Origin of the sequence: Pseudomonas fuscovaginae SE-1, from assembly GCF_000364705.1 — a bacterium.
GTDB classification, from domain to species: Bacteria; Pseudomonadota; Gammaproteobacteria; order Pseudomonadales; family Pseudomonadaceae; genus Aquipseudomonas; species Aquipseudomonas fuscovaginae_A.
Genome location: NZ_AQOH01000320.1, coordinates 1 through 5,963, shown reverse-complemented (window position 1 = coordinate 5,963; position 5,963 = coordinate 1). Strand labels below are relative to the sequence as shown.

At 62.8% G+C, this 5,963-nt stretch carries 5 protein-coding genes; 2 read left to right on the top strand and 3 right to left on the bottom strand.

The genetic code is table 11. The annotated features are described in order from the left end of the window. A partial coding sequence (locus K675_RS0125680) for an autotransporter outer membrane beta-barrel domain-containing protein (RefSeq protein ID WP_017906329.1) occupies positions 1-2,311 on the bottom strand: 2,311 nt, incomplete at its 3' end. Positions 2,312-2,504: 193 nt separating this feature from the next. Here K675_RS0125680 and K675_RS0125675 point away from each other — a divergent pair. Together K675_RS0125675 and K675_RS0125670 are read left to right on the top strand one after the other, a co-directional pair. After that, on the top strand, positions 2,505-3,329 hold the full coding sequence (locus tag K675_RS0125675; RefSeq protein WP_017906328.1) for an ion transporter: 825 nt from the start codon (positions 2,505-2,507) through the stop codon (positions 3,327-3,329). A 91-nt stretch (positions 3,330-3,420) separates the two neighbouring features. Then, complete coding sequence (locus K675_RS0125670) at positions 3,421-4,416, top strand: sulfate ABC transporter substrate-binding protein (protein ID WP_017906327.1); 996 nt, start codon at positions 3,421-3,423, stop codon at positions 4,414-4,416. A gap of 227 nt (positions 4,417-4,643) precedes the next feature. Here the strand turns inward: K675_RS0125670 and K675_RS0125665 are convergent, their stop codons facing one another. Both K675_RS0125665 and K675_RS0125660 read right to left on the bottom strand, forming a co-directional pair. Further along, positions 4,644-5,036, bottom strand: a complete 393-nt coding sequence (locus tag K675_RS0125665) for a hypothetical protein (protein WP_026145537.1) — start codon at positions 5,034-5,036, stop codon at positions 4,644-4,646. Between the two features lie 10 nt (positions 5,037-5,046). Continuing rightward, positions 5,047-5,963, bottom strand: a 917-nt coding sequence (locus K675_RS0125660; RefSeq protein WP_017906325.1) for a tetratricopeptide repeat protein, incomplete at its 5' end; no start/stop codon positions are given.

Genomic DNA, 5,963 nt, shown 5'->3' with positions numbered 1-5,963 from the left:
TCGCCAGCGGCAGGTTCGCCGCCAGCCTCAGGCCCGCGCCCAGCTCACCGACCTCGAAACGCTGGGCGTTGTTGTGCAGGGCCGCCGAGGAACCGTGCTCGTCGTAGCTGTCGATCCGGATGTTGGAGTAACGGGCTGCGACACGAGGCTCCAGCAGCACCTGCTCACTCAGCCGGAAGCTGTAGCCGCCCAATGCACTGAGCGCCCAGACATCGCTGTGATAGCTGCCCTTGGCCGTGCTGTCGGCGATATAGCGCTTGCTGTCGTTATCGTTGCGTCCATAGCTGAGGTTGCCGTCGACGAACCAGTTATCCAGGCCCCAACTGCCGTAGAGGCTCAAGGTATTGCCCAGGACCTGGGTCTTGTTGCCGGTATCGGAGGCCACGCGGGTGTTCAGGTTGGAGTACGCCAGTCCCAGGGTGGTCGAGCTGTCCAACTGGGTGTCGGCCCCCACCGCCACGCCATCGCTGTCGGCCGAATAGCCAGCGATTCCGTCCCGGGTATCCTGGTTCAGCTCACTGGTCAGTCCCTGGATCCACACGCCGGTGCTGAGCGGCGTATCGCCGGAGGAAAGCCCCGAGCGCAAGCCACCGACCCGGCTGGAGATGACATTGTTGGTGATCGCCTGGCCCGAGCTGGCGGCATCGATCGCGCCACGGTTCACTTCAGGTGCCAGGCGCTCGCCCAACCGGGCCAGTTGCTCCTGCGAAGCCGCACCGGCAAAGGCCTTGTATACCGCATCGTTGCTGTCGAGCCGCGACAGGGGACCGTTCTTGAACTGGTTGACCGCGGCCAGCGTACTCCGGCTCGCCCCGGCGTTACCCAGTTCGCTGGCGACCTGGGCATCGCTCTTGACGTTCACCACCGCGCTGACGGTCTGGACATCGCTGCTGAAGCTGCTGACATTGAGCAGTGCCGATGAACTGCCGACGCTCAGGCCGTTGTCCTGCAACGTGCCTGCCTTGACCAGGGTGTAGTGGGTGCCGGTCGACGAAGAGGCAAAGTCACCAGGATTGGCATTGAGGATCACTCGCGAGCCGGAAGCGAAGGCGGCATTGCCGGCCACCGTCAGATAAGGCGTGCCAGGCACCACCCGGTCCGATAGTGCCATGCCGACACCAGCCCCGGACGCCACGTTCAAGTCGCCGGTGATGCGTGTGCCCGGTGCCTGCAGGTCCAGTGAGCCGCTGGACACCGAAACCGTGCTACCGATTTTCGAGCCCGTGAAGCTGGCCGGGCCGGATACGTCCACCGCTTCCATGTTCAGCAGGTCGCCAACGATGGAACCGCCGGTCCAGTTCAACCGTGCCAGCCCGCCGCCGTCGATGGCCGAGCCCTGGTTGCTGCGGATCAGCCCGGAGCGCTGGTTGATCTCGAAATGCGCGACCTGGTCGGAGCCGACCCTGATGGCTACGCCATCAGAAACGATGGTACCGGTATTGATGATGTCACGGTTGCCGGCAGCCGAAGTGTGGGTGAAATCGGCTCCAGACAGCAGAATCGCCGTGGCTCCGTCACCCGAAGCCTGGACCAGCTTGCTGTTGAGGAACGAGTCGATCGAGCCGTCCAGCCAGGAAACAGCCTGCGAGTTCTTGCCAACGCTGATGATCGAACCAGTGTTTTCGATCCGCAGTGCACTGGTGCCGGTCTCGACATGAAAGGCCTGGGCCTCTTCGCCTGTTGCCTTGACCGTTCCCGAGTTGAGAACCCTGCCACCAATGTTCACCTGACCGGAGTCCAGGATCAGACCCACGGTATCCCTGCCCTGGACATCGATAACCCCACTATTGACCAGGTCGCCATCCAGCGTGGTCCGATGCAGGTAGATCCCTTCTGGCGATCCGGGAAACTCCAGGTCTGGCGCCATGCTGATAGACACCGTGCCGGAGTTGATGAAGCTGCCGGTGATGTGAGTGTTGCCGATCTCTATACCCTCGGCATTCCTCACATTGGCAAGCACGATGCGGCCTTCGTTGATGAAGTCGCCCTGCACAGTACCGCCAGAGGGAAAGCCGGGGTGAAACCCGGCATCCATGCCGATGGCGGTGACCACCGCCTCCGGCGTATCGAACAGAAAGTCACCGCGATTGATGAAGCCTCCCTGGATTGCGGTCTGGAATAACGTGACACCGGTCCTGTCATTACTGTCGGCGGGCTTGCGTTGCCCTGTCAGCGTCAGGCCGTCGGTGACGGTAGCCCCGCTCCAATCCTTGAAGCCCTGTCCCAGGTCATACTGGGTCGCACCGACTGGCGCTGCGGCTGCACTGACAACTACCGCCAGAAGGGTCTTGCTGAAAAACGTCCTATTCATTTCCTGTCCATGAGATTCCAGACGGACCACTGGCAACTGCCACAGTCCCGAGTAATATTTTGAAACATCCATATCGACAAAAAGCAGAAACACTTTAAGGCAAAGTGCCACCATTTTCCCGACTTGCACATTGCCCGGCAATCCCACACGCTCGCTGCCGATTCTCCCAAGGCCCTTTCAAGAACCACATTCTATGAACAGCAACAACGACTGGCGCCAGCGGCTCTACGTCATGGTTTTTCAAACCGATACCGTCGCTGGCAGGCGTTTCGACAAGATCCTCCTGCTGATCATCCTCGCCAGCCTAGTGACGGTGGTCCTGGACAGTATCGAGGACATCCACCAGAACTACGCCGGCCTGCTGGCCGGGATCGAATGGGGCTTCACGCTGATCTTCGCGGTCGAGTATCTGGTACGCCTCTACTGCTCGCCACGACCGCTGCGCTATGCCTTCAGCTTCTACGGGCTGGTCGACCTGCTGGCGATCGTCCCGGGGATTCTCGCGCTGTACTACAGCGACGCCCAGTACCTGTTGATCATCCGCATCATCCGTATGCTGCGGATCTTCCGCGTGCTCAAGCTGGCGCCCTATCTCAGGCAGGCCCACTACCTGCTCGACGCCCTGCGCGGCAGCAAGCAGAAGATCCTGGTGTTCCTGTTCGGCGTCTGCACCCTGGTCACCGTGTTCGGCACCCTGATGTACGTGATCGAGGGCCCCGAGCACGGCTTCAGCAGCATCCCCAAGGGCATCTACTGGGCGATCGTCACGCTGACCACGGTCGGCTATGGCGATATCGTGCCCAGGACCGTACTGGGGCAGGTCATCTCGTCGCTGGTGATGATCACCGGCTATTCGATCATCGCCGTGCCCACCGGGATCTTCACCGCCGAACTCGCTACCGCACTGCGCGGCGAACAGCTCAAGCATGCGTGCCCGGTGTGCGGCAAGAACAGCCATGAGCCGGAGGCGTCCTTCTGCTCGCGTTGTGGCAATGCGCTGTTCAAGAAAAGGGAATAAGCAAAGTACTTTTTAATCTTTAAGCGCCTATGCGCTCCCCGTTATAGTCGCTGGCAAATTGCCCTCTCTCTACTCGAACAAGGAATGCGCAGTGAAAAAACTCTTTGGCGCCTCACTCCTGGCCGCTGGCCTGGCCTTCGGCGGCATCGCCCAGGCTGCCCCGACCCTGCTGAACGTGTCCTACGATGTCATGCGCGACTTCTACAAGGACTACAACAGCGCCTTCCAGAAACACTGGCAGGCCGAGCACAACGAAAACGTCACCGTGCAGATGTCCTTCGGCGGCTCCAGCAAGCAGGCGCGCGCCGTGATCGATGGCCTGCCGGCGGATGTGATCACCATGAACATGGCGACCGACATCAATGCCCTGGCGGACAATGGCAAGCTGGTACCGGAGAACTGGGTCACCCGTCTGCCGAACAACAGCGCCCCCTTCACCTCGGCCACCGTGTTCATCGTGCGCAAGGGCAACCCGAAAGCCTTGAAGGACTGGCCGGACCTGCTCAAGGAAGGCGTGCAGGTAGTCGTGCCGAACCCGAAGACCTCGGGTAACGGCCGCTACACCTACCTGTCGGCATGGGGTTATGTACTGAAGAACGGCGGCGACGAGAACAAGGCCAAGGACTTCGTCGGCAAGCTGTTCAAGCAGGTGCCGGTGCTGGACACCGGTGGCCGCGCCGCGACCACCACCTTCATGACCAACCAGATCGGCGACGTGCTGGTGACCTTCGAGAACGAAGCGGAAATGATTGCCCGCGAGTTCGGTCGCGACCAGTTCGAAGTGATCTACCCGAGCGTGTCCGCCGAGGCCGAGCCGCCGGTGAGCGTGGTCGACAAGGTCGTGGACAAGAAAGGCAGCCGTGCGGCGGCCGAGGAGTACCTGAAATACCTGTGGTCGCCGGAAGGCCAGGAAATCGCGGCGGCGAACTACCTGCGTCCGCGTGATCCGAAGGTGCTGGCGAAGTTCACCGATCGTTTCCCGAAAGTCGACTTCCTCTCGGTCGAGAAGACCTTCGGTGACTGGCGGACGGTGCAGAAGACCCACTTCAACGATGGTGGCGTGTTCGACCAGATCTACGGCAAGTAGTACCCCGCCCCAGCCGATCGTTCCCACGCTCCGCGTGGGAATGCCGACTCGGACGCTCAGCGTCCGCTCTTGTGACGCAGAGCGTCACGGGCTGCGTTACCACACAGAGCGTGGGAACGATCGAATCAGACACTCCGCACTGACAGGGCTTGTCCGCGAAAGCGTACTGGCTGCTGCCACCGGGCGGTGAATGGCCGCCTTTGGCGGTTCGCCGGCAAGCCGCGCTCCTACTCGAACTGCTTGCCCAGTCCCGGCGGCACGCCGTGGATGTCGGTTTCTTCCCAAGGCCCATTCGGGCTGATCGAACGGCTCCAGCCATTGTCCCAGCGGTAGTAGGTGCGCTGGCGATAGAAGGTGTTGGGCTGGTTGTCGAGCACATACACGCCCATCTGCCCATCCCAGTGACTGCGCCCGCCAGGCGGTGGAGCGAAAGTCGCCGAAGTACTCGGACGCGGCTTGGCCGCCGGGATCGGCTTGCCCGGCGTGGCGGGCGGAGAGGGCTGGGTTGTCGGGCCTGACGGTGGAATCGTCGGGCCCGTCGGAGCCGAGGGGCGATGGACCGTACAGGCGCTCAACCCCAGGACCAGCGTTAACAGGGTGAGGCGAGCGATGGAGGTCATGGCGGGTTCTCTATTTGTCCGGGCTGTCGATGGTCAGGTTCTGTTGCGCGGCGGTACTGCTGGCCAGCGGCTGGCTGCGCCCGATCCACTCACCGGCCATCGGCTGGCCGGCGCGGGAAATCCGTGCAACCAGTTGGACTTCGGGAAAGTTCGACAGTTTCAATTGCGGCATCATCGCGTCGGCATCACCCAGCTCGACCGTGGCCGGCAGGTCGGCCACCGTCAGGCGCTTGGCGGCCAGCGGTGCCGGCGGGCCCTGGGTGGCACGGGCAAAAACGAAGACGCTGTCACTCGGCTGGACCTTGGCCTTGATGTCCGCAGCCAGGTCGACCCGCACCTTGAGTTGGGCGCCCTGCCCAACCGCTGCCTTGTCGACCGGCGCCATCGCCACCTTGCCACCGCCCTGTACCAGCTTCTCGCCGGCACGGTCGATCCCACCCTGCAACGCGGCACGGGACGGATCCTCCGCCGGCAGTTGCGCCAGCAGGCGCTTCCAGTAGTCGATCGCCTCCTGGTAGCGCTCGCCTTCAAACGCGGCGATCCCCAGCAGGCCGAGGCTGGTGACTTCGTTGGGGTCGGCCTTGAGCGCTTCGTCGGTCAACGCCTGGACCTGCGGTGACCAGCGCTTGCCATCGGCGAAGTAACGCGCCTGCGCCCATTGCCCCAGCAATTCGGGCTGACGCCCGGCCAGCTGGACGGTGCGCTCGAAGACCTTCGCCGCATCCGCCGGCCGCTCCTGGGCCATGTAGGCACGACCCAGGAAATACAGGCCTTCGGCCGAGTCCGGCTGGGCGGCGACCGCACGCTCCAGGCGGCGCGTCATGTCTTCCATCGACTGCGGCGCCTGGGCGAACTCACGCGTCAGCTCGACCTTGTCGCTGGCGCCGAAATGCAGGTACAGGACCATCCCGAGCACCGGCACCAGTA

Excerpts from the sequence above, each read along its gene's own strand:
- K675_RS0125665 (WP_026145537.1), bottom strand. The coding sequence starts at position 5,036 with ATGACCTCCATCGCTCGCCTCACCCTGTTAACGCTGGTCCTGGGGTTG.
- K675_RS0125675 (WP_017906328.1), top strand. The coding sequence starts at position 2,505 with ATGAACAGCAACAACGACTGGCGCCAGCGGCTCTACGTCATGGTTTTT.